This window comes from Pseudomonas sp. Irchel s3h9 (genome assembly GCF_900187475.1).
GTDB lineage: Bacteria > Pseudomonadota > Gammaproteobacteria > Pseudomonadales > Pseudomonadaceae > Aquipseudomonas > Aquipseudomonas neuropathica.
On sequence record NZ_FYDH01000004.1, the window covers coordinates 403,617 to 428,333 of the forward strand.

A 24,717-nucleotide genomic window follows, 5' to 3' on the forward strand; every position below is an offset into this window, starting at 1 on the left:
CATTTTTCATCAACCTTCCTCTGCACTTGCGAATCCAGCTAGCGCCTGGAGGACGCCGGACAAACAGCCCTCCTCCATCACCCCACTCTATTATCAATAGGGGAGCAATATGCGGTAGCCGGGTAGTGCACTGCCCTTGAGCGAATCGGTCATGCTCAGTCTTTGTTTCTCAAGGATGATGAACGCATGACCTCCCCCGAACGACGTCTCCTGCCAAACGCTGAGGACAAAACTGCCCTCAAAGCCATTGCTGCGACGATCGTGCAGACCTGCCCGAGTCTGCTCGACGCTGCCCATCAAGTTGCCAACGAAATACTGGCGGACAACGGACTGTCCGGCCTCGATTCCGACCGTGTTTACTTCCACCGTTTCAACACGGCGCAGAGCAGCACGCTGACCTTCACGGGTTGGGAACATTTGCTGGAAAAGCCTTACGAAACGCTCACCCTCACACAGTTGGTGATCCATCGCTTTCGCGCGACTGATCAAGACAACGCAGATCTGCTTGGTCTTTACTGCGGGTTCTACTCGGATGGCCCGGAGGCAGAAAACTTCAATCAGAGCAATGAAGTCCGGTTGCTGGGCAGTGATGTGCTGAAGGCGTTCTGGGACGTCGACTTCAGCGCGCGCTACATAGGCCAACTGACGACTTTCTGGCAAACCTCGTCGGATAACTTCCGAGCCCTGGCAAAGTGCAACTTTCTCAGCCTGGCGGTGCAGGCGCTGCAACAGGGTGACCTTGACGGAACTGACTTTCAGCGCGTCGTCGTCTCGGTAATCGGGCCCGTTACCTGGCCCGTTACCTTGCCAATGCTGCAAGCGTTACACCCGGTCGGTGCTGAAGTGCGGGGGCTGGATCTCGATGGCCACGTAGCCTCCAATGCACTGCGTCTGGTGGAAGACAGTGGCCGCCAGACCCTTTACTTGCCAGGCGAAGCCCAGACATTCCTCTTGATGGAGAATGAAGCGGATCTGCATTGGTGGATGCTGGAGCAGATGAATTCAGAGGACAAGCGCACGGCTTTTCTCAAGCATTTCCCGCTGGCTGACCGCAATCACTTGACCGAAAACCTCACCGATCTGATGAACCGCCTGGTGAGCACTTGGGGTCACAGCGATCATCAAATGATCAATCGCAGCAACGTCGCGATCAGCGGTGACGCATTCACTTGGTTGAGCGAGTCGACACGTACGGCCATGGTTGCCGAGGCGCACCTTGTACTCACTTCCAACAGTCAATTACGCAAAAAACTCTGGATCGGTTATTTGAGTGCCGGTCTGAAAGTATTCGGCCCTATGGCAGCGGTGGGCTGGCCTTTGGCGTTGCCTTTGATTGGCGCCAGCATCGCGAACATGGGATTGAACATTGATCAGGCCATCAACGGCACTACGCCAACCGAACGCAAAGCCGGTGTTACCGGAGCAGCGCTGAATGCGATCGACATTGTGTTCAACATTCCGTTTCTGATCAGCACGGGCGCGCAACTTGAAGTGGGCCCGCAGGTGGAGTTTGCCGAAGCGCAAGAAATGCTCGGGTTGGTCGAGTTCACTGCGCCTGACGCACCCTTCTTGCCGCCTGTGGATCAACCGCCAGTCGCGACGATTGATCCACAGGCGACCGTTGAGCTGGCAAACGAAATCGCCACCGGGACCACCATCGCATCCACCCGGCAGTTGGCCACGGCGGCTGCGCGCCAAGGTTGGTCTGTTCCAAAGATTCCTGCCAAATATCGATGCAACGAGCTACTTGCCCAGCGTTCTGCAGAGGCAGCTCCAGGCAAATATGAGGGCATTTACCGCCTGGACAAGGAGCCGGGCTATGCCATCGAAATGGAGGGTGCGGCTTACTACGTGCGCTACTTTGCCGACTCCGAAGACACTGGCCACTGGGCCATCGTCAATCCCGAGCGACCCAATCAGTTCGCTTACTCGTTGCCAGTACGCTTGAGTAGTAGCGGCAAGTGGGAACGCATACCCGCGTTGCGCCTCAGGGGAGGCGGCCAATGCGTGGGCAAGGCCTGTTTACTGGGCATTGACCTGCCCTCGTCCTCATCCTCGGCCCCAGCCTCATCAACCCCGTCAGCGGAGCTTCCCCTCGTTGAACCGGTTTCACCGGTTGCGCGACCACTGCGCCTGGTTACGCCCCTGAACGACATCGTAGGAATGGACATTGCGAAAATGAAAAGATGGGCAATGAACCTGCCCGAGACTTTCGCCGAGCTCTCCAGCGCAAACCGTGGTAACCCATCAACTGCCGATACGTACGCGGCCTATTTTCGCGAAAAACGCTCGTTCCTGCTAAACGAGGCCAAAGAGTATTACTCAGAGCTGAACTGGACCAACCTGCCCGCACGGCCAGTCATCCCGCCAATCGATGCCGAGATGCAGACGGCTGAGTTGATTGATCGCATCTTTGCCAATACCGATGGACTGGTCGTCGGCGAAACCCTTGATCGCATCGCCAGCATGCGTTTCATGATCGAAAACATGCCGGCGTTCGCACGGCATATCGACACACTTTATGTACGTGGTTTGCTGAGCGATTTTGCCCAGGCAGACCTCAACGACTTTTACCTGTCGGGAGAGATGTCAGAGGATCTTCGCGGCTACTTGTCCAGCCTAAGTACCGACCCTGATGACCGATTCAACATGCTTGAACTGATCAAGGCTGCCCTAGCCAATGGCATCCGCAGCCATGGTCTTGAAGTCGCACACAGTTACAAACTGAAAATACCGCTGACTTCGATCGAAGAGCAGATGATCCACGCCCGGCTCGCCTCTCAAATCATGTGGGGTGACGAGCTCCTTAACAGACCCGGAAAATGGGTTGCCCTGGTCGAGGCAACGAACACCAACGCTTTCAGAAATCTGCCAGGCATAAGCGAACTCAGGGGCGGCATCGGTTTACGTATTGAAGAAGCGGTGCCCAGCGAAGTGCCCGGAGTCAGTATCGACCCGGGACTGAAAGTCACTCGGGGCCCGTTTGATAACGGGGCAACGACGCGCAACTCATCCGATATTCTATTCGCCGATCTGCGCTTGCAGATCGAAACACCTATGCCGCAATGGACTGAGGCAGCAGAGAACACACTCCTCAATCGCAACGGCATGTTCATGCTCAAAAAAATGCAAAATACCTACATGCTCGTGCGTCGCGACAGCTCCAGCAATATCGTTCGAACAATAGTAAATTGCAGGAATGGTCAGTTTTACATCTGGGCACAGTCGATGCCCCGGATCAGCGGCATCATGTTCCGTAACCTCGGCGCTTTATCCCAGCGCCTGATAGAGATCGGCTTGACCCTGCAAAGTCGCTTACCCAACTAACCCGTTTTCAAGGCATGAAACGAAAAAACCCTTGGCTTCAGGCCAAGGGTTTTTCGTTAATCAACGAGTAGTGAGATCATTCCCACTCAATCGTCGCCGGCGGCTTGCTCGACACGTCGTAAGTGACGCGGGAGATGCCTTCGATTTCATTGATGATGCGGCCGGATACGGTTTCCAGCAGTTCGTAAGGCAGGTGAGCCCAACGCGCGGTCATGAAGTCGATGGTTTCTACAGCACGCAGGGCCACAACCCAGGCGTAACGACGGCCGTCGCCAACAACGCCAACCGATTTCACTGGCTGGAACACGACGAAGGCCTGGCTGACCTTGTGGTACCAGTCGGCTTTGCGCAGTTCTTCGGTGAAGATGTGGTCAGCGCGACGCAGCAGGTCGGCGTATTCCTTCTTCACTTCACCGAGGATGCGCACGCCCAGACCCGGGCCAGGGAACGGGTGACGGTAGACCATGTCGTACGGCAGGCCCAGCTCCAGACCCAGACGACGAACTTCGTCCTTGAACAGTTCGCGCAGTGGCTCGACCAGTTTCAGGTTCATCTCTTCCGGCAGGCCGCCCACGTTGTGGTGCGACTTGATCACGTGGGCCTTGCCGCTTTTCGCGCCAGCCGATTCGATCACGTCCGGGTAGATGGTGCCCTGAGCGAGGTACTTGATGTTTTCCAGTTTGTTCGACTGGGCATCGAATACGTCGATGAAGGTGCGACCGATGATCTTGCGCTTCTTTTCCGGGTCAGCTTCGCCGGCCAGGTTGTTGAGGAACTGCTCTTCAGCGTTGGCGCGGATCACCTTGACGCCCATGTTCTCGGCGAACATGGCCATCACTTGCTCGCCTTCGTGCAGACGCAGCAGGCCATTGTCGACGAAGACGCAGGTCAGTTGGTCGCCGATGGCTTTGTGCAGCAGCGCGGCAACTACCGAGGAGTCAACGCCGCCGGACAGACCCAGCAATACGTTGTCGGTGCCGACTTGGGCGCGGATGTTGGCAATGGCGTCTTCAGCGATCTTCGACGGCGTCCACAGGGCTTCACAGCCGCAGATGTCGAGGACAAAACGCGACAGGATGCGACCGCCCTGCTTGGTGTGGGTTACTTCCGGGTGGAACTGCACGCCGTAGTAGCCACGGTCGTCGTTGAACATACCGGCGATCGGGCAGCTCGGGGTGCTGGCGAGGATGTGGAAGTCTTCCGGCATTTTGGTGACCTTGTCACCGTGGCTCATCCATACGTCGAGGCCGAACAGGCCGTCAGCGTCGATGTGGTCTTCGATGCCGTCGAGCAGACGGCTCTTGCCGACCACGTCAACGCGGGCGTAACCGAACTCACGCAGTTCGGAACCTTCAACCTTGCCACCCAGTTGCTCGGCCATGGTCTGCATGCCGTAGCAGATACCGAAGACCGGTACGCCCAGGTCAAATACTGCCTGTGGGCAACGCGGGCTGTCGGCGACGTGCACGGACTCGGGGCCGCCGGCGAGGATGACGCCTTTAGGAGCGAATTCGCGGATCGCATCTTCGTCCATGTCGAACGGGTGCAGTTCGCAGTACACACCGATTTCGCGCACACGGCGGGCGATCAGTTGAGTGTATTGCGAGCCGAAGTCGAGGATCAGGATGCGGTGAGCGTGAATATCGAGGGCCATGATTCAGTCTCGTCTAAGTCGTTCAGAAACAGTCGTGATTCAGAAACAACTCGGGGCTGAATCAAACAGCCCCGGTTGCTTTGCTTGTTGCTTGAAGGCTCAACCTACGCGGTAGTTTGGCGCTTCTTTGGTGATCTGCACGTCGTGAACGTGGGATTCGGCCATGCCAGCGCCGGTGATCCGCACGAACTCAGGCTTGGTGCGCATTTCTTCGATGTTGGCGCTACCGGTGTAGCCCATCGAGGAACGCAGACCGCCCATCAACTGGTGAATGATCGCGCTCAGGGTGCCTTTGTAAGGCACACGGCCTTCGATGCCTTCCGGAACGAGTTTCTCGGCACCTGCCGAGGAGTCCTGGAAGTAACGGTCGGAGGAACCTTGAGCCTGGGACATGGCGCCCAGCGAACCCATGCCGCGATACGCCTTGTACGAACGGCCCTGGAACAGTTCGATTTCGCCCGGCGCTTCTTCAGTACCGGCGAACATCGAGCCCATCATCACGCAGGAAGCACCGGCTACGATGGCCTTGGACAGGTCACCGGAGAAACGGATACCGCCGTCGGCGATCAACGGTACGCCAGTGCCTTCAAGGGCAGCGGCGACGTTGGCGATGGCACTGATTTGCGGGACGCCGACACCGGCGACGATACGGGTGGTGCAGATCGAGCCTGGGCCGATACCGACCTTGACCGCATCAGCGCCAGCTTCGGCCAGAGCCTTGGCTGCGGCGCCGGTGGCGATGTTGCCGCCGATCACCTGCACTTCAGGGAAATTCTCTTTAACCCAGCGAACGCGGTCGATCACGCCTTTGGAGTGACCGTGCGCGGTGTCGACTACCACGACGTCCACGCCAGCGTTGACCAGAGCCGCTACACGGTCACCGGTGTCTTTACCCGTACCGACCGCAGCGCCAACGCGCAGACGACCTTGATCGTCCTTGCTGGCCAGCGGGTAGGCTTTGGCTTTTTCGATGTCTTTGACGGTCATCATGCCTTTGAGGGCAAACTTGTCATCGACGATCAGAACTTTTTCCAGACGGTGCTTGTGCAGCAGCTCGCGGACTTCGTTCTTGTCGGCGCCTTCACGCACGGTGACCAGACGCTCTTTAGGCGTCATCACTTCACGTACGGTGGCTTCCAGACGGGTTTCGAAACGCACGTCACGGGAAGTGACGATGCCGACCAGGTCGCCATCGTGCAGGACCGGAACGCCGGAAATGTTGTGCATGCGGGTCAATTCGAACAGGTCACGTACCGTGGCATCAGCCTCGATGGTGATCGGATCCTTGACGACGCCGGCTTCGAACTTCTTGACCTTACGCACTTCGGCAGCTTGCTGCTCGATGGTCATGTTCTTGTGGATAATGCCGATGCCACCTTCCTGAGCCATGGCGATTGCCAAACGGGCTTCAGTGACGGTGTCCATTGCAGCAGAAACCAGAGGAATGTTCAGCTCGATGCCACGGGTAAGGCGGGTCTTGAGACTGACTTCGTTAGGAAGCACCTCGGAATAACCAGGCACTAAGAGAATGTCGTCGAATGTCAGAGCTTCTTGGCTGATACGCAGCATCGCGGGGGCTCCCGAGCGGGAAAATGGAAGCGCGCCATTATAGTCATCCACCCCCTGCTGTTCAATGTAAAACTCAGCTTAATATCAATGTTGCTGATATACGGAGACCCCCGCCGCTACAGCTCCACCTTGACCCAAGAGACAGGTTGATCGAGCCAATCGGCGAACTCATCGATAAAGCTCTGCTTGAAGCCCGCCTCCAGCCAGTTATTGAAGATGAAGCCGAGGTTGGAAAACCCGCACTCCTGCAGGTACAGGAAGCCGTTGATGTCGTCTTCGTGACCGCATTCAGGGCAGGTGAAGTTGTCGGTGCGCCCCGGCATCCAGTCTTCGAGGCTTTCAAACAGCGCTTCGCCGATCTCGCGACGACACTCGGCACAACCAGCCTCTTCGAGAAAGCCCTTGGCCGGCGTGTAGATGCAGCGTTTGGTGACGATCTCCAGCCCGTTGATCGGCTCACCAAATGGCAGCGCTTGCGGGTGCAGGACCACGGCGCGGGCGCCATCGGCAATCGCGTAAGCCATGCGGTTGCCGGTGCGGCCACAGGTTGTCAGCTCTTCTTTGATGATGTTCTTGCGCACCAGCCAGCGCACGATCGCCCGGGCCCGGGGTTCGTGGACCGGCAGGGTGGAGATTTTCGGGACGATGATGCTTTGCGAATTCATGGGAAATCCTGCGGTGTGACTTCTGACGCCTTCGCGAGCAGGCTCGCTCCCACAATGGAATGCAGTTCCCTGTGGGAGCGAGCCTGCTCGCGAAGAGGCCCTAAAGGCCGGCAGCTTAATCCCTGACAAAATCCGGTCAAGTGCTGAGGTAGCGTCCGATCAACGCCAGCCCGCTCGCCAGCACCAGCCATGTCACTAGCCGCACAAACGCCTCGCGCGACAACTTCATGGTCAAGCGCCGCCCGATCCACAACCCCAGCACCATGGCCGGCAACAAACACAAGGCCAGCATCAATAAGGGTAGCTCGGCATACACACCGGCGATGGCAAACAGGCTCAAACGCACCACCGTGCTGCAACTGATCAGCGCACTTTGCGTCGCCCGCGCAGCGTCTTTCGGCAGTCGACTGTTGAGATAAATCGCGTATAGAAAGCCACCACTGCCAAACAGCGCGCCGAACAACCCGCCCACCGTGCCCATCGGCACTGCCCAGGCCGCCGACAATTGCGCCGGCCGGGCTTTGACCCACAGGCTGTAAACCGCATAAGCGCTGATAAACAGGCCCATCAACAACAGCAACAGATCGGATTTCAGATTAAGCAGGAAAATCACTCCCAGCGTGCAGCCCAGCGCCATGCACGGCAGTAGCCGCAACAACTCCGGCTTGGCCACATCCCGCCGCGACGGCAGCAGGTTGCCGAACGCTGCAACGAAATCCAGTAGCACCAACAGAGGCACAATCTTCGACAACGGCATGAACAGAAGCAGAATCGGCCCCGCCACCAGTGCGGTGCCAAATCCGGCAATGCCGAACACGATGTAAGCCGATGCGATGCCCAACCCAATCACAGCCCAGCCGCCAGCGCCCCACGCCCATTCACTCAACAACCCCGCCACACTCATCGATCCGCTTCCTTAATAAGCCTGAGATGACTTTAGCCAGCGCCGAGGGTTGCGACTAATATCTTCAAAGTCGATCACCCATCTCAAAAAGGCATAACTGGTGCTTTCAACCCGTCAATTGCGTTACTTCGTCGAAATTGCCGAATGTGGCAGTTTCAGTGCTGCGGCTGAACGTTTGTTCGTTGCGCAATCGGCGCTGAGCCGGCAAATCAAGGACATGGAAACGCGCCTGCAAACCCCGCTTTTCGAGCGCACCGCGCGCCAGCCTCGCCTCACAGCAGCGGGCGAAGCGTTTTTGCCGCGAGCAAAAAATTTGCTCAATGAGCTGAGCAAGGCTAGCGCCATGGCCACCGAAGTCGGCAATGGCCAGTTCGGCACCTTGCGCCTCAGTCACTCCAGCACTGTGTCTATCAGTGGCCGGCTGCTCAGTGATCTCGGCGCTTATCTGCAGCAACAGCCTGGCGTTTCACTGGATATCGGCAAACTCTCTTCGGAAGCGCAACTGGAAGAACTCGTCGAAGGACGCCTCGATGTCGGCCTGCTGCGCCTGCCAGTGTTGCGCCAGCGCGAAGGTATTCAGATTGTGCCGCTGTTTACTGAACGGTTGCTGTTGGCAGTGCCGATGAATCATCGATTGGCCGAGGCTGAGCGTGTCGACCTGGCCCAACTGAAGGACGAGGCATTCATCTCGATCCCGCATCCGCAACGCGGCGGTCTGAGTTATCTGTGTGCTGAATTGTGCATGCGTCAGGGCTTCTTTCCGCGAGCGGCGCGGGTCATGTCGCGCAAGACCACCCAGCTCCAGCTGATTCAGGCCGGATTCGGCATCGCCCTGCTGCCGGAATCGATGCAGGACATCGCCCCAAGCGGCGTACGATTTCTGCCGCTGACCGATCCCGATTGCCAAAGCACCGTCGCCCTCGCCTACCGGCAGAATCCGACCCCGCTGATCCAACACTTCCTCCAGACCCTCACCAATCCCCCTCGTGGGAGCGAGCCTGCTCGCGAAAGCGGACTGTCAGCCACTGAAGATGTCGAAGGATAAGAAGCTTTCGCGAGCAGGCTCGCTCCCACAGGGTTTTGTGCGGTGTCATGGTGATTCGACGGCAAATGCCTTTAAACTGCGCCCCATGATTAAAGATCCCTTTGCAAGACTTGGCCTGGACCGTGAGGTCCTGACCGTCAGCCAGCTCAACGGCCGCGCGCGGGTGTTGCTCGAAGACGTGTTCAGCAACATCTGGGTCGAAGGCGAAATCTCCAACCTCGCGCGCCCGGCGTCCGGCCACATCTATTTCACCCTCAAGGACAGCGGCGCGCAGGTGCGTTGCGCGCTGTTCCGGCAGAACGCTGCGCGAGTGCGTCAGGCGTTGAAGGACGGCCTGGCGGTGAAGGTGCGTGGCAAGGTTTCGCTGTTCGAAGGCCGTGGCGACTATCAGTTGATTCTCGACACTGTCGAACCTGCCGGTGACGGTGCACTGCGTCTGGCCTTCGATGCGCTGAAGGAAAAGCTCAGCGCCGAAGGTCTGTTCAGTGCCGAACGCAAAGTGCCGTTGCCCGCGCATCCGCAGCGCATCGGCATCATCAGCTCGCCAACCGGCGCGGTGATTCGCGACATCATCAGCGTATTCCGCCGCCGTGCGCCGCAGGTGCAACTGACGCTGATTCCGACTGCCGTACAAGGCCGGGAAGCCACCGCGCAAATCGTCCGCGCGCTGAAAATGGCCGATGCCCGTGGTTTCGACGCACTGATCCTCGCCCGTGGCGGCGGCTCGCTGGAGGACCTCTGGTGCTTCAACGAAGAAGCTGTAGCCCGTGCCGTTGATGCCTGCGTGACGCCGATTGTCAGCGCCGTCGGCCATGAAACCGATGTGTCGATCAGCGACTTTGTTGCCGACGTGCGCGCACCGACGCCGTCTGCGGCTGCCGAATTACTCGCGCCCGATTCCAGTCATCTGATCCGTCAGGTCGAAAGCCTGCATCGGCGCTTGGTGATGCGCATGCGCGACCGTTTGATGCGTGATCGTCTGCGCTTGGAAGGCATGGCCCGTCGCTTGCGCCATCCCGGCGAACGTCTGCGCCAACAGGCTCAGCGCCTGGATGATCTGGACATGCGCATGCGTCGGGCGTTCGAGCGCCATCTCAATACCCGTCGCGAGCGCCTGATCCGCCTGGAAACACGCCTCGCCGGCCAGCATCCGGGGCGGCAATTGGCGATGTTGCGCCAGCGACTCGACAGCCTCGCCGAACGCTTGCCTCGCGCCATGCGCGAAGGTCTAAAAAACCGGCGCCTGCAATTGCACAGTCAGATGCAGACGCTGCACGTGGTCAGCCCATTGGCGACGCTCGGTCGCGGTTACAGCATTTTGCTCGATGAGCGTGGCCATGCGATTCGCAACGCTGCACAGACCCACACCGGCCAGCGCCTCAAAGCCAAACTCGGCGAAGGCGAACTGCAAGTGCGCGTCGAGGACAATCACCTGACGCCTGTCACTCTCTCTTTACTGGACTGATCCATGCCGCGCTTTCTCGCTCCACTGTTTTTGCTCTGCCTGACCTTCAATGCCCACGCCGACAGTTACATCACCCGGCTACTGAACAAACCGGTGCCGGGCGGTGTGGCGGTGGTTGATCTGGGCACCGCCGCGCAGGCACCGAAAGCCACGTATCAGGGCAAACCGGTGCTGGTGGTGAAAGAGCAGAACAACTGGCTGGCGATTGTCGGCGTGCCGTTGACGGTGAAGCCGGGCGCGCAGCAGATCAGCAGCGGCGGGCGCAATCTGCCATTCACCGTGGGCAACAAGAAATACCCGGAACAGCGCATCACCCTGAAGAACAAACAGCAAGTAAACCCGGATCAGTCGAACCTCAAACGCATCGAGGGTGAACTGGCCGAGCAGATCAAGGCGTATCGCAGCTTCAGCCCGAACACGCCGAGCAATCTGCTGTTGGACAAACCGGTGAACGGCCCGTTGTCGAGCAAGTTTGGTGTGCGCCGTTTCTTTAATGGTGAAGAACGCAATCCCCACGCAGGCCTCGACTTCGCGGTGCCGGCGGGCACGCCGATCAAGACCCCGGCGGCGGGCAAGGTGATCCTCACCGGCAATTACTTCTTCAACGGCAACACCGTGTTTGTCGACCATGGGCAGGGCTTTATCAGCATGTTCTGCCATATGTCGAAGATTGATGTGAAAGTCGGTGATCAACTGGCGCGGGGCGCGGTGGTTGGCAAAGTCGGCTCGACGGGCCGGGCAACCGGGCCGCACATGCACTGGAATGTCAGCCTGAATGATGCGCGGGTGGATCCGGCGATTTTCATTGGCGCCTTTCAACCTTAAATATGTGTTGAGGCGACCGGCCTCTTCGCGAGCAGGCTCGCTCCCACACTGGATCTTATTCACAACAAAGATCCCCTGTGGGAGCGAGCCTGCTCGCGAAGGCGGCCTATAAAACACCGCCACACTCAATGAATCTTCAAAAACTCAATTGCGCCCCAATCTAACCGCACGCAAACATCAATAAGATCCACCGCCTTAAGCGCAATAAAATCCTGCATAGCCTCGCTTTCCGAGTATTCCTCTCAATTTTTTCCGACTGCTTGCCAACCTCTCCCCCCGCGGTTAGGGTTGAAGGCATGAAAACCTCTCACACCCTCATTCAGCTTCGCCAGCACCGCAGCCTGTGCCTTGTCAGCGCACGACTGCCAGGCTGAATCGCGGCACCTCGTCCCACGCTTTTCCAAGAACATTCGTAACACCGGCAGGCCGCCTCTTTTCGGCCCAGACAATAAGGAATTTCCCGATGAGCATGCTCAAAGATCCGTCTTCGAAATACCGCGCGTTTCCCGTCATCAACTTGCCGGATCGCACCTGGCCGTCGAAAACCATCGACACCGCGCCGATCTGGTGCAGTTCCGACCTGCGTGACGGCAACCAGTCGCTGATCGAACCGATGGACGCGGTGAAAAAGCTGCGCTTCTGGAAAACCCTGGTGCAGGTCGGTGTAAAGGAAATCGAAGCCTCGTTCCCGGCCGCTTCGCAAACCGACTTCGACTTCGTGCGTACCCTGATCGAAGAAGGCCACATCCCGGACGACACCACCATTCAGGTGCTGACCCAGGGCCGTGAAGATTTGATCGAGCGTACTTTCGAATCCCTGCGCGGTGCGAAAAAAGCCATCGTTCACTTGTACAACGCCACCTCGCCTTCTTTCCGTCGCATCGTCTTCAACCAGGACAAGGACGGTATCAAGGCCATCGCCGTGAACGCGGCCAAGCTGTTCGTCAAATACGCGGCGATGCAGCCGGACACCGAGTGGACCTTCGAATACTCGCCGGAAACCTTCAGCGCTACCGAGCTGGAATTCGCCAAGGAAGTCTGTGACGCGGTGATCGAGGTGTGGAACCCGACGCCTGAGCACAAGATGATCCTCAACCTGCCGGCTACCGTTGAGTGCGCGACCCCGAACGTCTACGCCGACCAGATCGAGTGGTTCGGCCGCAACATCAACCGTCGTGACAGCGTGATCATCAGCCTGCACACCCACAACGACCGTGGCACCGGCGTCGCCGCTACCGAGCTGGGCCTGATGGCCGGCGCCGATCGCGTCGAAGGCTGCCTGTTCGGCAACGGCGAGCGTACCGGTAACGTTGACCTCGTCACCGTCGCTCTGAACATGTACACCCAGGGTCTTGACCCGCAGCTGGACTTCTCCGACATCGACGGCGTGCGCAAAGTGGTCGAAGAGTGCAACCAGATTCAGGTTCACCCGCGTCACCCGTACGTTGGTGACCTGGTACACACTGCGTTCTCCGGCTCGCACCAGGATGCGATCCGTAAAGGCTTCTCCCAGCAGAAACCGGATGCACTGTGGGAAGTGCCGTACTTGCCGATCGACCCGGCCGACATCGGCCGCAGCTACGAGGCGGTGATTCGCGTCAACAGCCAGTCGGGCAAGGGCGGCATCGCCTACTTGCTGGAGCAGGAGTACGGCATCAGCCTGCCACGTCGCATGCAGATCGAATTCAGCCAGGTTGTGCAGCGTGAAACCGATCGTCTGGGCCTGGAGATGACCGCCAAACAGATTCACTCGTTGTTGATCAGCGAATACCTGCAAGCCAACACCCCGTATGCGCTGGTCAGCCATCGCCTGCAGGAAGAAAACGGCAACAGCGCCGTCGAAGTGGAAGTGGCAAGCAAAGGTCAGGGCGAAACCAACCTGCACTGGCGCGGCAAGGGCAACGGTGCACTGGAAGCACTCGTCGCTGGCCTGCCGATTCCGGTGGAGATCATGGACTACAACGAACACGCGATCGGCGCAGGCACCAACGCCAAAGCAGCGGCGTACATCGAGCTGCGTGTGAACGGCGAACGTGCAGTGCACGGCGTGGGCATCGATGAAAACATCACCACGGCCAGCTTCAAGGCCCTGTTCAGCGCGCTGAACCGCTCACTGAGCCAGCCTGAGGCGAAAGCGGCGTAATCGATCGCTGAAATGCAAAAGGCCCCGGCGTGCAAACTCCGGGGCCTTTTTTTGCTTGCGATCGTTCCCACGCTCTGCGTGGGAACGATCAGTTACCTCAGGTGAACTCGAAGGTGTCGGCATCCAGATTCGCCGGAAAGCGCTCGCGATACGCCGCCAGTGACGTCGCCTCCAAAACCACCTTGAACACCCCGTCCGCCTCCCCCGCCGCCAGCAAGGTTTCCCCCTGGAAATCCAGCACCTGACTGTCACCGGTGTAGGCGAAGCCCTTACCGTCCGTGCCGACGCGATTCACCGCCGCCACATAGCAAAGGTTTTCGATGGCTCGCGCCGGCAACAGGCGATTCCAGTGCAGACGCCGCGCGCCCGGCCAGTTGGCGGTGTACAGCAACAGATCAGTGTCGTGCGCATCGCGGCTCCACACCGGGAAGCGCAGGTCGTAGCAGATCAGCGGACGGATGCGCCAGCCCTTGAGTTCGAACTGCACCTGACGTTCGCCGGGGGTGTAGTGATTGTGCTCGCCGGCCATGCGGAACAGGTGACGCTTGTCGTAATGCAACACTTCACCGTCCGGTCGCGCCCATAGAAGGCGATTGCGATGGCTGCCGTCGGCGGCCTGAATGATCACGCTGCCGGTAATGACTGCATCGAGCTTTGCCGCCTGAACCCGCAGCCATTTGCTGGTCGGGCCATTCTCGGCTTCGGCAAGGGTTTCGGATTCCATGGAGAATCCAGTGGTGAACATTTCCGGCAGGATGATCAGATCCGCCCCCCACGCCTGCTCCAGCAACACCTCGAAATGTTCAAGGTTGGCCTGGCGGTCATGCCAGGCCAGGCTGGTCTGGATCAGCGCCAGGTTCAGATCAGGTAACGCACTCAGATCACGCATAGTTTTGCCGCCGCTTCACGCAACGTCTCCTCGCGTTTGGCAAAACACAGGCGCACCAGGCGCTGGCCTTGCGGTGGGTTCTGGTAGAACACCGACACCGGAATACTCGCCACGCCGTGTTCGCGGGTCATCCACATGGCCATCTCGACGTCATTCAGGTCAGGACGGATCTGCGAGTAATCGACCAACTGGAAGTAGGTGCCAGTGACTCGGGTGAAGGTGAAGCGCGACGGCGCCAGCAGATCGCAGAACAGATCGCGCTTAGCCTGATAGAAACCCGGCAACTCTTCGACGTGTTCCGGGTGCTCGGCCATGTAATCGGCCAGCGCATATTGCAACGGCGTGACGCCGCAGAAACTGACGTACTGGTGGACCTTGCGCAGTTCGGTGGTCAGCGCTGGCGGCGCGACGACGTAACCGGTTTTCCAGCCGGTGACGTGATAGGTCTTGCCGAACGAGCTGACCACGAATGCGCGCTGATACAGCTCTTCATGGGCCAGCACGCTGACGTGCGGCACGCCGTCGAACACCAGGTGTTCGTAGACTTCATCGCTGATCAGGTAGATGTCGCGACCACGGATCAACTCTGCCAGTTGATCGAGTTCGGCACGACTGATCAGCGCGCCGCTCGGGTTGTGCGGGGTGTTGATGACGATCATTTTCGTGCGCGGACTCAGGGCAGTAGCGAGTTGATCGAAATCGATGGAGAAGTCGTTCGGATTCAGTTGTACATGTACGCAACGACCGCCCGCCAACTCCGTCGCCGGTTCGTAGCTGTCGTAGCACGGATCGAACACGATGACTTCGTCGCCGCTGTGGATAACCGCCTGAATCGCACAGAAGATTGCCTGGGTCGCGCCCGGCGTGACCGTCACTTCACTGTCGGCATTGACTTGCACGCCATAGCTGCGAGCGATTTTCGCCGCAATCTGCTCGCGCAGCGCCGGCAGGCCAGTCATCGGTGAATACTGGTTGTGGCCACTGGCGATGTGCCGACCGACCGCATCACGCAGGGACTGCGGGCCGTCGAAGTCAGGAAAACCCTGGGACAGGTTGATCGCTCCGGTCTGGGCCGCGAGCTGAGACATCTGCGTGAAAATAGTGATGCCGACATTCGGCAGCTTACTGGTGATCATCGGGGGTTCCCTGCTCAACACCCGGCTCTGACGACGGCGCGGGAGAGCCCGAGGATAGCCCATCCGGCGCCCATAAAAAAAGGGCGCCGGATGGCACCCTTCTCTCATGTTGATCGTTCCTACGCTCTGCGTGGGAATGCAGCCTTGGACGCTCTGCGTCCACCGCTTATGTGACGCAGAGCGTCACGGGATACATTCCCACGCGGAGCATGGGAACGATCAACGAGCCGCACCTTACTTCTTGTCGCGGCGCTTCTTGCTGGCTTTCTTGTTGTGCGACATCAAGCGACGCTTCTTGTTGACCTGGCGGTCGGTCAGCGTGTTCTTGTTGCCTTCGTACGGGTTCTCGCCGCCCTTGAACTCGATGCGGATCGGCGTACCGACCAGCTTCAGCACACGGCGGTAAGTGTTCTCCAGATAGCGCACGTACGACTTCGGCACTTTCTCAATCTGGTTACCATGGATCACGATGATCGGCGGGTTCGCACCACCCAAGTGGGCGTAGCGCAGCTTGATCCGGCGGTTGTTGACCATCGGTGGCGCGTGCTCGCCCACCGCGTCTTCCAGAATCTGGGTCAGACGGTTGGTCGGCCAGCGGGTGACCGCCGACTTGAACGAGTTCTGTACGGACGCGTAGAGGTTACCCACGCCAGTGCCGTGCAGGGCCGAGATGAAGTGGATGTCGGCGTAGTCAACGAAGAACAGGCGACGTTGCAGCTCGACCTTGACGAAGTCGCGCTCGCTCGGCGTCATGCCGTCCCACTTGTTGATCGCGATCACCAGTGCACGACCGGATTCGATGGCGAAGCCCAGCAGGTTGAGGTCGTGATCGACCACGCCTTCGCGGGCGTCCATCACGAAGATCACCACGTTGGCGTCTTTGATCGCCTGCAGGGTTTTCACCACGGAGAATTTTTCGACTTCTTCGTGGATCTTGCCGCGCTTGCGCACACCGGCGGTGTCGATCAGCGTGTACTTCTCTTCATTCCGTTCAAACGGGATGTAGATACTGTCGCGGGTGGTGCCCGGCTGGTCATAGACGATAACCCGGTCTTCACCGAGCATGCGGTTGACCAGCGTCGACTTGCCTACGTTCGGGCGGCCGATGATGGCGATCTTGATCCCGTCTTTTTCGCTCGGGCCAGGAATGCGCTTGGCTTCCTCGCCTTCGGCAACGATCTCTTCCTCGCCTTCTTCTGGCTCTTCTTCGTCTCTCGGGAAATCACCCAGGGCGATTTCCAGCATCTGGGTGATGCCGCGACCGTGAGCACCGGCGATCGGGATCGCGTGGCCCATGCCCAGAGGGGCGAATTCAGCGCGGGCCATTTCCGGGTCGATGTTGTCGACCTTGTTGGCGACCACGTAGGAACGCTTGTTACGTTTGCGCAGGTGTTCGGCGATCATCTGGTCGGCGGCGGTGAAACCGGCCTTGGCATCTACCAGGAACAACACTACATCTGCTTCTTCAATGGCCAGCAGCGACTGCTCGGCCATTTTTTCGTCCATACCGTGCTCGTCACCGGAGATACCACCGGTGTCGACCAGAATGTAGGAACGCCCTTGCCACTTGGCCTCACCGTACTGGCGATCACGGGTCAGACCGGACAAGTCGCCGACGATGGCGTCGCGAGTCCTGGTCAGGCGGTTGAACAAGGTGGACTTGCCGACGTTCGGTCGGCCCACCAGGGCGATTACGGGAACCATGCGGCTCTCCACTTCGTTATTTCAGAAAATACAAAAGCCGCTGCGAGGCAGCGGCTGGTGCTCGGGGCAACGCCTGTTAGCGCTGCAAGCCCCATGAATCCGGGGCCGCCTGGGGGTTTAACCCCAAGCATAGTTGTTACTTGATGGTCAGGGCTTCCAGTTTGCCGCTGTTGCCATAGACATAAATCGTGTCACCCACCACCAGCGGACGGGCACGCAGGCCGTCGCTGTCGATGCGCTCACGGCCGACGAAACGACCGTCAACCTGGCTCAGCAGGTGCAGATAACCTTCCAGGTCACCGACTGCAACATAGCTGGAGAACACTTCCGGAGCCGACAGTTGACGACGAGCCAGCGAATCGTTGCTCCACAATGCTGTGGTGGAACGTTCGTCGACGCCTTCAACGGTGCCCGAGGACAGGCTCACGTAAACGCTACCGAAACCCTGAGCGATACCGGCGTAGCTCGACGCATCGCGCTGCCAGAGTTGACGACCGCTTTCCAGATCCAGTGCCGCCACGCGACCCTGATAGCTGGCAACGTACAGCGTACCGCCGGACAACAGCAGACCGCCGTCGATGTCGACTACGCGCTCCAGTTCCGAACGACCTTGTGGAATCGCGATCCGTTGTTCCCAGACCGGCACGCCGTTGGAAATGTCCAGAGCGACCACTTTACCGGTCGACAGGCCAGCCACCGCGAGGCGGTTGGTAACCAGCGGTGCGCTGGTGCCACGCAGGGTCAACACGGCCGGGGTGCTGTCATACACCCAGCGCTGAGTACCGGTGGAAGCATCCAGACCGATCAGACGATCGTCCTGAGTCTGTACCACCACCACGTCGCCGTTGTTGGCTGGCGGCGCGAGGACTTCGCTGTTCACACGAGCGCGCCACTTCTCTTCACCGTTGCTGGTGTCCAGAGCAACGACTTCGCCGCGCAGCGTACCGATCAGAACCAGACCGTAACCCACGCCAACGGCGCCGGAGACAGGCAGGTCAAGATCCTGCTTCCATTTCACGTCGCCATTGCCGCGATCCATGGCCATCACCACGCCGGTTACATCGGCGGCGTAGATGGTGTCACCGTCGATCGCCGGCACCAGCATGTTGTAGGTTTCGCCCTGACCGTCACCGATCGAACGACTCCACTGCTTGTGCAGAACCACTTCTTCTTTGAAGTCGGTCAGTTCAGCCGGTGGCAATTCTTTCTTGCTGTTGCTGCTGCAACCCGCGGCCAGAAGGGCCAGAGCCAGCAATGCTGCATGCTTCCAACGGATCACGTCACGCATCCCCTTTGGCCAGGTCGTCGAGCTTGATTTGAAGGCCACCGACCGCCGCTTCATCCGACAGTGCCGCCTTGGCTTTTTGATACGCCTTGTTCGCGTCATCGGTACGGCCCAGCTGTACCAGCAGGTCGCCCTTGAGTTCTTCGCGAGTGGCCAGGAATGCTTTGTCGGCATCACCGTCGAGCAGTTTCAGGGCATCTTCAGCCTTGTTCTGCGCGCCGAGTACCTGCGCCAGACGCTGACGGGCGATTTCGCCCAGCGCCGGGTTGGCCGGTTTGTCGACAATGGCTTTCAGTTCGGCCGCGGCGTCATCCAGCTTGCCGCTGTCGACCGCCACTTTGGCGACGAACAGGCTGCCGTACTGCGCGTAGGCGGAACCGCTGAATTCGCTGTTGAGCTTGCCGGCCAGATCCGCAACGCGGGCCGCATCAGGCTTGCCGTCAGGCGTCAGCGTGGTTTCCAGCAGTTGCTGATAGAGCACCGAGGCGCCTTGCGACTGGTTGCTCTGATACTTGTGATAAGCCTGCCAGCCGAACACGATGACCAGCGCCAACAGGCCGCCAGTGACCAGAGGTTTGCCGTTGCGTGTCCACCAGTCCTTCAAATCCGCCAACTGTTCGTCTTCGGTACTCGACACCCCAATACTCCTTAATCGCTAAATCGGCTGTTTGGACAGCTTCAACCCTGCACGACGCAGGTGGCCAGGTGAGCGGCGAGCGCATCCCAGGCAATGCTTTGTTGTTCGCCCTGGCCACGCAGGGGTTTGAAACCTACCACTTGCTGGGCCATTTCGTCGTCACCGAGGATCAGTGCGTACAGCGCACCGCTCTTGTCGGCCTTCTTGAACTGGCTTTTGAAGCTGCCGGCGCCGGCATTGACTTGCAGACGCAGGTTTGGAAGTTGATCACGAACACGTTCAGCCAGAGCCAGACCGGCCAGCTCGGCTTCTTCACCGAAGGCGCACAGATAGACATCGACCTGACGGGAGATTTCTTCCGGGATCTGCTCCAGGGTTTCCAGCATCAGCACCAGACGTTCGATGCCCATGGCGAAACCGACGCCGGTGGTCGGCTTGCCACCCATTTGCTCGACCAGACCGTCGTAACGACCGCCCGCGCAAACAGTGCCCTGGGCGCCGAGTTTGTCGGTGACCCATTCGAATACGGTTTTGCTGTAGTAATCGAGGCCGCGCACCAGTTTCGGGTTGAGCACGTAAGGAATGCCGACGGCATCCAGACGCGCTTTCAAACCTTCAAAGTGCGCACGGGATTCGTCGTCGAGGTAATCGGCCATTTTCGGCGCATCGACCAGCACCGCTTGAGTGTCGGCATTTTTCGTGTCGAGCACGCGCAGCGGGTTGGTTTTCAGGCGACGCTGGCTGTCTTCGTCGAGTTTGTCGTGGTGCGCCGAGAGGTACTCGACCAGCGCTTCACGATAACGCCCACGGGACTCGCTGGTGCCGAGGCTGTTGAGCTCGAGCTTGACCGCATCACGAATGCCCAGCTCGCCCCACAGACGCCAGGTCATGGTGATCAGCTCGGCGTCGATGTCCGGGCCGTCGAGGTTGAACACTTCCAGACCGATCTGGTGGAACTGACGATAACGGCCTTTCTGCGGACGCTCGTGGCGGAACATCGGGCCGATGTACCAGAGTTTCTGCACTTGGCCACCGCCGGTGATGCCGTGCTCGAGTACGGCACGCACGCACGCCGCGGTGCCTTCCGGACGCAGGGTCAGGGAGTCGCCGTTGCGGTCTTCGAAGGTGTACATCTCTTTTTCGACGATGTCGGTCACTTCACCGATCGAGCGCTTGAATAGCTCGGTGAATTCAACGATCGGCATGCGAATCTGCTTGTAACCGTAGTTATCCAGCAAACGCGCAACGGTGCCCTCGAAATAACGCCACAGCGGGGTCTGTTCGGGCAGGATGTCGTTCATGCCACGAATGGCTTGCAGAGACTTGCTCACTTTAAATCCTTAAATTCGTTCGGCGCTTCAATCAGGCTCAGCCGCGCGCAATAACCGCAGCGTCAGCTTCGACCTTTTCGGCCGCTTTCTGGCGGATCAGCTTTTCCAGCTCGTCCACCAGATTGTCATTCGTCAGTTTCTGCGACGGCTTGCCGTCGATGTAAATCAGGTTTGGCGTGCCGCCGGTCAAGCCGATATGGGCTTCCTTGGCTTCGCCGGGGCCGTTGACCACACAACCGATCACCGCGACATCCAGCGGCACCAGCAGGTCTTCAAGGCGCCCTTCCAGCTCGTTCATGGTTTTCACCACATCGAAGTTCTGCCGCGAGCAGCTCGGGCAGGCGATGAAGTTGATGCCACGGGAACGCAGATGCAAAGACTTGAGAATGTCGTAACCGACCTTCACTTCCTCGACCGGGTCGGCCGCCAGCGAGATGCGGATAGTATCGCCAATCCCCTCGGCGAGCAGCATACCTAGGCCCACGGCGGATTTCACTGTGCCCGAACGCAATCCACCGGCTTCGGTGATGCCCAGGTGCAGCGGCTGAACGATTTCTTTCGCCAGCAAGCGGTAGGCTTCGACGGCCATGAACACGTCAGAGGCCTTAACGCTGACCTTGAAGTCCTGGAAATTCAGGCGTTCGAGGTGCTCAACGTGACGCAAAGCAGATTCGACCAGCGCAGCAGGGGTCGGCTCGCCGTATTTCTTCTGCAGGTCTTTTTCCAGCGAGCCGGCGTTGACGCCGATGCGGATCGGAATGCCGCGATCACGCGCTGCATCGACCACCGCCCGAACACGGTCTTCACGACCGATGTTGCCCGGGTTGATACGCAGGCAGTCCACGCCCAGTTCGGCCACGCGCAGAGCGATCTTGTAGTCGAAGTGGATGTCGGCAACCAACGGCACTTTGACCAGTTGCTTGATCTTGCCGAACGCCTCGGCGGCGTCCATGTCCGGCACCGAGACGCGGACGATGTCGACGCCAGCGGCTTCCAGACGGTTGATTTGCGCAACAGTGGCGGCAACGTCATTGGTGTCGCTGTTGGTCATGCTCTGTACCGCGATCGGCGCATCGCCGCCCACCGGTACGTTGCCGACCCAGATCTTGCGCGAAACGCGACGTTTGATTGGAGATTCGCCGTGCATGACTTATTGACCCAACTTCAGGCGAGCAGTCTCGCCACTGGTGAACGGAGCGATATCGACCGGCTGGCCGTTGTAGCTGACCTGCGCGGCGCGGGCAACGCCCAGACGTACGTTAAGCGGCGGCTTGCCGGAAACGGTGACGCTATCGCCTTTATGCTTCAGACCACTGAAAATCACTTTGCCACGGCCATCGGTCACTTGTGCCCAGCAATCGGCACTGAACTGCAGTTGTACCTGACCATCGCCAACCACCGGAGCAGCCGCTTCTGCGGTAGCTGCTGATGCCGCAGGGGCTACCGGAGCAGTGACGGTCGGCGCTGGAGTGACCGGAGTGTTTGGCGCTGGAGTGGCCGGGTTAGCGACAACTGGCGCTGGGGTGTGAACCGGAGCAGTTGGCGTGGTGGCCGGAGCGACTGGAGCTGCTGGAGCAGTCGCTGGCGCAGCAGCTTCGGCACCGGTGGACTCAGCGGTGGTTTCAGACTGAGGCAGCGCCAACGCCGTTGAAGTATCGGCCTGGTTTTCCTCGACAGCCTGATCTTCCGGCTCGTCAATCGGGTGAATCTGGGTGGTGCCGTCAGCACCTTCGACTTCAACGTGCTCAGGCGCCAGCGACGTCAGGTCCTTGGTGCGCTGGGATGTCTGATCCTGCCACCAGACGAAACCGCCGCCGATGACCGCGATCAGCAACAGCAGGCTGACAATACGCAAAATGGTGTGGGAAACCCGCACAGGCTCTTCGATACGGCCAAGGGCATGCACGTTGCTGCCCTGGGAGTCGGTACCGGTGGACTGGTCGAACTGCTGAACCAGAACGGTCTGGTCCATGCCGAGCAATTTGGCATAAGCGCGAATGTAACCGCGAGCGAAGGTATGCCCCGGCAGCTTGTCGAAAGCGCCGGCTTCAAGATTGCTCAGGGAAGTCACGGTGAGGTTGAGCTTGAGGGCCACTTCGGCCAGCGACCAGCCATTGCTTTCGCGGGCCTGGCGCAGGGTCTCACCGGGGTTAACGCGATTCGCTGCTACAACTTCGGGATGCGCCGCTTTCATCATTGCTCCGACAGGTATTGCTGATATTCCGGCGTACCGGGATAGAGTCGTTTTAATTGCAGGCCATAACTGGCGGCCTTGTCGCGATCTTCAAACACTTTTGCCAGCCGAACGCCGAGCAATAGACTACGTGCATTTTGTTCGGTCAACTGGCTGAAACGGTCGTAATAGTCTCGCGCGGGCACATAATGCCTGTCTTCGAAGGACAACTCAGCCATTTCCAGCAACGCGCGTGGTTGTTGACGGTTCAAACGCAGTGCTTTTTCCAGCTGTTGCTGCGCCAGATCACGCTGACCGAGCTTCGCCGCCGTCATGCCGAGGTTCTCGAACACACGCGAACGCTCAGGATACAGGGTATCGGCGGCGGCCTGTTCAAAACGCTCGTAGGCTTCTTTATAACGCTGTTGTTCGTAGAGAAAACTGCCGTAATTGTTGAGGATGCGCGCATCGGCAGGACGGGAGGACAAAGCCTTGCGGAAGTGTTCGTCGGCCAGCTCAGGCTCCATTTCGGACTGAAACACCAACCCGAGGGCAGCGTTGGCGTCAGGATCGGAACCGTCGATTTCCAGCGCCTTCTTCAGCGGCACCTTGGCACGCTCGGTCATGCCTTGCTGCAAGTATCCCAGCCCCAACTGCACGTAGGCAGCCCGCGCTTCATCGCGGCCCTTGCTGGTCTTCATCGGGTTGTAGTCACCCGACAGGACACAACCAGCACACAGGCTGGCCAACAGCAACAGCAGCGCAAAGCGCAGGGACATAGAGATCCTCTCTTAATTTGTGTTCGCGGCGTTCTGTGCCAGATCGCTGTCGGCGCTCAACTCGCGCACGGCGATGTAACGTTCGCTGCGACGGGTGCGATCCAGCACCTGCCCTACCAATTGACCACATGCAGCGTCGATGTCTTCACCACGGGTGGTGCGGACGGTGACGTTGAAACCGGCCTGATGCAACTGATCCTGGAAACGACGGATCGCGTTGTTGCTTGGCCGCTCGTACCCGGAATGCGGGAACGGGTTGAACGGAATCAGGTTGATCTTGCACGGAATATTCTTCAGTAGCTCGATCATCTCGACGGCGTGTTCAACCTTGTCGTTGATGTCCTTGAGCAAGGTGTACTCGATGGTCAGCACACGTTTCTCGCCAAGGGCGGACATGTAGCGCTGGCACGACTCGAGCAGCATCTTAAGCGGATACTTCTTGTTGATCGGCACCAATTGGTTACGCAATGCGTCATTCGGTGCGTGCAGGGACAACGCCAGGGAAACGTCGATGTGCTTGGCCAGCTCATCGATCATCGGCACCACACCCGAGGTGGACAGGGTCACGCGGCGCTTGGAGATCCCGTAGCCGAGGTCATCCATCATCAGATGCATGGCGGCGACGACGTTGTCGAAGTTCAGCAATGGCTCACCCATGCCCATCATCACCACGTTGGTGATGGCACGGTCGACGGTTGCCGGGACACTGCCGAAAGATTTGTTGGCAATCCACACCTGACCGATGACTTCGGCGGCGGTGAGGTTGCTATTGAAGCCTTGCTTGCCGGTGGAGCAGAAACTGCAATCCAGGGCACAGCCTGCCTGGGACGAAACGCACAGAGTGCCGCGTTTGCCCTGGGGAATGTACACGGTCTCGACGCAGCTGCCGGACGCCACGCGCACCACCCACTTACGGGTGCCGTCGCTGGAGATGTCCTCGCTGACCACTTCCGGACCACGGACCTCAGCAATGGCCTTGAGCTTGTCGCGCAAGGCCTTGCTGACGTTCGTCATGGCGTCGAAATCATCGACACCAAAGTGGTGAATCCATTTCATTACCTGACCGGCACGGAAACGCTTCTCCCCGATTGAGTCGAAGAATTTTTCCATTTCCTGTTGAGTCAGACCCAGCAGGTTGGTTTTTACAGTCGATGTAGTCATGGATTCACCTTCACTCTTAAGCCAA

19 protein-coding genes are annotated in these 24,717 nt (G+C 59.1%); 5 read left to right on the plus strand and 14 right to left on the minus strand.

Features of this window, described 5'->3' with window-relative positions; all coding sequences use genetic code 11:
* Positions 1-186 precede the first annotated feature (186 nt).
* On the plus strand, positions 187-3,327 hold the full coding sequence (locus CKW26_RS09195; RefSeq protein WP_095048341.1) for a membrane-targeted effector domain-containing toxin: 3,141 nt from the start codon (positions 187-189) through the stop codon (positions 3,325-3,327).
* A 76-nt stretch (positions 3,328-3,403) separates the two neighbouring features.
* Here CKW26_RS09195 and guaA read toward each other — a convergent pair whose 3' ends face one another.
* The 4 genes from guaA to CKW26_RS09215 form a co-directional block, all read right to left on the minus strand.
* Entirely contained in the window at positions 3,404-4,981 is a 1,578-nt protein-coding gene (gene guaA, locus CKW26_RS09200) for a glutamine-hydrolyzing GMP synthase (RefSeq protein ID WP_095048342.1), read from the minus strand.
* 99 nt (positions 4,982-5,080) lie between these two features.
* Positions 5,081-6,550, minus strand: coding sequence for an IMP dehydrogenase (gene guaB / locus CKW26_RS09205; RefSeq protein ID WP_034156270.1), 1,470 nt, complete (start codon positions 6,548-6,550; stop codon positions 5,081-5,083).
* Between the two features lie 116 nt (positions 6,551-6,666).
* Entirely contained in the window at positions 6,667-7,215 is a 549-nt protein-coding gene (locus CKW26_RS09210; protein ID WP_095048343.1) for a sugar ABC transporter ATPase, read from the minus strand.
* 136 nt (positions 7,216-7,351) lie between these two features.
* The gene (locus CKW26_RS09215; protein WP_095048344.1) at positions 7,352-8,119 is read right to left on the minus strand and encodes a sulfite exporter TauE/SafE family protein; all 768 of its coding nucleotides are present in this window, start codon (positions 8,117-8,119) and stop codon (positions 7,352-7,354) included.
* 100 nt (positions 8,120-8,219) lie between these two features.
* On the opposite strand from CKW26_RS09215, the gene CKW26_RS09220 reads away from it, so the two are divergent.
* From CKW26_RS09220 to leuA, 4 genes are all read left to right on the plus strand, one after another.
* Positions 8,220-9,164, plus strand: a complete 945-nt coding sequence (locus CKW26_RS09220) for a LysR family transcriptional regulator (protein ID WP_095048345.1) — start codon at positions 8,220-8,222, stop codon at positions 9,162-9,164.
* Positions 9,165-9,249: 85 nt separating this feature from the next.
* A complete protein-coding gene (gene xseA, locus CKW26_RS09225) occupies positions 9,250-10,629 on the plus strand; it encodes an exodeoxyribonuclease VII large subunit (RefSeq protein WP_016984362.1) in 1,380 nt (459 codons plus the stop codon).
* Positions 10,630-10,632: 3 nt separating this feature from the next.
* Positions 10,633-11,454 carry a M23 family metallopeptidase gene (locus tag CKW26_RS09230; RefSeq protein WP_095048346.1) on the plus strand — a complete coding sequence of 274 codons (822 nt, stop codon included), beginning with the start codon at positions 10,633-10,635 and terminating at the stop codon, positions 11,452-11,454.
* A gap of 463 nt (positions 11,455-11,917) precedes the next feature.
* Complete coding sequence (gene leuA / locus CKW26_RS09240) at positions 11,918-13,597, plus strand: 2-isopropylmalate synthase (protein WP_007916856.1); 1,680 nt, start codon at positions 11,918-11,920, stop codon at positions 13,595-13,597.
* A 97-nt stretch (positions 13,598-13,694) separates the two neighbouring features.
* Here the strand turns inward: leuA and CKW26_RS09245 are convergent, their stop codons facing one another.
* From CKW26_RS09245 to rlmN, 10 genes are all read right to left on the minus strand, one after another.
* On the minus strand, positions 13,695-14,486 hold the full coding sequence (locus tag CKW26_RS09245; protein WP_095048347.1) for an amidohydrolase: 792 nt from the start codon (positions 14,484-14,486) through the stop codon (positions 13,695-13,697).
* Complete coding sequence (locus CKW26_RS09250) at positions 14,474-15,622, minus strand: pyridoxal phosphate-dependent aminotransferase (protein WP_095048348.1); 1,149 nt, start codon at positions 15,620-15,622, stop codon at positions 14,474-14,476. The genes CKW26_RS09245 and CKW26_RS09250 overlap by 13 nt, the downstream gene beginning before the upstream one ends.
* 234 nt (positions 15,623-15,856) lie before the next feature.
* Positions 15,857-17,326, minus strand: a complete 1,470-nt coding sequence (gene der / locus CKW26_RS09255; protein ID WP_095048349.1) for a ribosome biogenesis GTPase Der — start codon at positions 17,324-17,326, stop codon at positions 15,857-15,859.
* Positions 17,327-17,462: 136 nt separating this feature from the next.
* Positions 17,463-18,614, minus strand: a complete 1,152-nt coding sequence (gene bamB, locus CKW26_RS09260) for an outer membrane protein assembly factor BamB (protein ID WP_034156262.1) — start codon at positions 18,612-18,614, stop codon at positions 17,463-17,465.
* Positions 18,607-19,248, minus strand: a complete 642-nt coding sequence (locus CKW26_RS09265) for a tetratricopeptide repeat protein (RefSeq protein WP_093430648.1) — start codon at positions 19,246-19,248, stop codon at positions 18,607-18,609. Before CKW26_RS09265 ends, bamB begins: the two co-directional genes overlap by 8 nt.
* A 41-nt stretch (positions 19,249-19,289) precedes the next feature.
* Entirely contained in the window at positions 19,290-20,579 is a 1,290-nt protein-coding gene (hisS, locus tag CKW26_RS09270; protein WP_016984369.1) for a histidine--tRNA ligase, read from the minus strand.
* 37 nt (positions 20,580-20,616) lie between these two features.
* Positions 20,617-21,726 carry a flavodoxin-dependent (E)-4-hydroxy-3-methylbut-2-enyl-diphosphate synthase gene (ispG, locus tag CKW26_RS09275; protein ID WP_003227888.1) on the minus strand — a complete coding sequence of 370 codons (1,110 nt, stop codon included), beginning with the start codon at positions 21,724-21,726 and terminating at the stop codon, positions 20,617-20,619.
* Between the two features lie 3 nt (positions 21,727-21,729).
* On the minus strand, positions 21,730-22,773 hold the full coding sequence (locus CKW26_RS09280; protein WP_095048350.1) for a RodZ family helix-turn-helix domain-containing protein: 1,044 nt from the start codon (positions 22,771-22,773) through the stop codon (positions 21,730-21,732).
* Positions 22,773-23,531, minus strand: a complete 759-nt coding sequence (pilW, locus tag CKW26_RS09285) for a type IV pilus biogenesis/stability protein PilW (protein ID WP_093430650.1) — start codon at positions 23,529-23,531, stop codon at positions 22,773-22,775. Before pilW ends, CKW26_RS09280 begins: the two co-directional genes overlap by 1 nt.
* Positions 23,532-23,543: 12 nt before the next feature.
* Positions 23,544-24,692 carry a 23S rRNA (adenine(2503)-C(2))-methyltransferase RlmN gene (gene rlmN, locus CKW26_RS09290; RefSeq protein ID WP_016984373.1) on the minus strand — a complete coding sequence of 383 codons (1,149 nt, stop codon included), beginning with the start codon at positions 24,690-24,692 and terminating at the stop codon, positions 23,544-23,546.
* Positions 24,693-24,717 lie beyond the last annotated feature (25 nt).

Coding starts and splice junctions, on each gene's coding strand:
- CKW26_RS09195 (WP_095048341.1), top strand. CDS start 187: ATGACCTCCCCCGAACGACGTCTCCTGCCAAACGCTGAGGACAAAACT.
- guaA (WP_095048342.1), bottom strand. CDS start 4,981: ATGGCCCTCGATATTCACGCTCACCGCATCCTGATCCTCGACTTCGGC.
- guaB (WP_034156270.1), bottom strand. CDS start 6,550: ATGCTGCGTATCAGCCAAGAAGCTCTGACATTCGACGACATTCTCTTA.
- CKW26_RS09210 (WP_095048343.1), bottom strand. CDS start 7,215: ATGAATTCGCAAAGCATCATCGTCCCGAAAATCTCCACCCTGCCGGTC.
- CKW26_RS09215 (WP_095048344.1), bottom strand. CDS start 8,119: ATGAGTGTGGCGGGGTTGTTGAGTGAATGGGCGTGGGGCGCTGGCGGC.
- xseA (WP_016984362.1), top strand. CDS start 9,250: ATGATTAAAGATCCCTTTGCAAGACTTGGCCTGGACCGTGAGGTCCTG.
- CKW26_RS09230 (WP_095048346.1), top strand. CDS start 10,633: ATGCCGCGCTTTCTCGCTCCACTGTTTTTGCTCTGCCTGACCTTCAAT.
- leuA (WP_007916856.1), top strand. CDS start 11,918: ATGAGCATGCTCAAAGATCCGTCTTCGAAATACCGCGCGTTTCCCGTC.
- CKW26_RS09245 (WP_095048347.1), bottom strand. CDS start 14,486: ATGCGTGATCTGAGTGCGTTACCTGATCTGAACCTGGCGCTGATCCAG.
- CKW26_RS09250 (WP_095048348.1), bottom strand. CDS start 15,622: ATGATCACCAGTAAGCTGCCGAATGTCGGCATCACTATTTTCACGCAG.
- der (WP_095048349.1), bottom strand. CDS start 17,326: ATGGTTCCCGTAATCGCCCTGGTGGGCCGACCGAACGTCGGCAAGTCC.
- bamB (WP_034156262.1), bottom strand. CDS start 18,614: ATGCGTGACGTGATCCGTTGGAAGCATGCAGCATTGCTGGCTCTGGCC.
- ispG (WP_003227888.1), bottom strand. CDS start 21,726: ATGCACGGCGAATCTCCAATCAAACGTCGCGTTTCGCGCAAGATCTGG.
- CKW26_RS09280 (WP_095048350.1), bottom strand. CDS start 22,773: ATGAAAGCGGCGCATCCCGAAGTTGTAGCAGCGAATCGCGTTAACCCC.
- pilW (WP_093430650.1), bottom strand. CDS start 23,531: ATGTCCCTGCGCTTTGCGCTGCTGTTGCTGTTGGCCAGCCTGTGTGCT.
- rlmN (WP_016984373.1), bottom strand. CDS start 24,692: ATGACTACATCGACTGTAAAAACCAACCTGCTGGGTCTGACTCAACAG.